Below are 590 nucleotides of genomic sequence, written 5' to 3'. Positions count from 1 at the left end.
CTCGTAAGAAAAACCCTGCCTGATGGAAACTCTGTCGACTATGCCTACGACCGTCAGGGCAACCTCCTCAGCGTTGACGACGGTAATTGGTTTTTAGCCTACGAATACGACGTCCAAAACCGCCTTACCGCCGAACACCAAGGCTGGGGCACCCTGCGTTACGGCTACGACGCCTGCGGTCAACTAACAAACCTGCGCCTGCCCGACAACAACCGCCTCACCTTCAACCACGACAAAGGCGGTCACCTTTCCACGGTTGAACTGAACGGCACGGTACTGACCTCACACCAATTCAACGCCGGCCGCGAACAACAACGTACCCAAGGCAAACTGCTCAGCACTTACCAACACGACCACCAGGGACGCCTGTTCAACCAAAGCATCGGCGATGCCGAAGGCCCGGTGTACCGCCGTCATTACGACTACGACAAATCCGGCAACCTCACCCGCCTGCTCGACACTCGCAAAGGTGAACAGCACTACCACTATGACCCACTAAGCCGCCTCACCCGCGCCGACCACTCCCAAGGCGAGCCAGAACGCTTCGGCCACGACCCCGCCGGCAACCTGCTCATGCAAGACCGGCCGGG

Annotated in this window: 1 protein-coding gene; it reads left to right on the top strand. The window is 59.2% G+C overall.

Translation table 11 applies throughout. The features are described from left to right. Positions 1 to 590 (top strand): RHS repeat domain-containing protein (locus tag AC3ZU9_RS31545; RefSeq protein ID WP_490091805.1); only part of this gene is annotated, 590 nt, incomplete at both ends.

Source organism: Pseudomonas sp. A39 (assembly GCF_058145955.1).
Note: the sequence above shows the minus strand (reverse complement) of the source record. Positions and strands in the feature narration are given on the sequence as shown.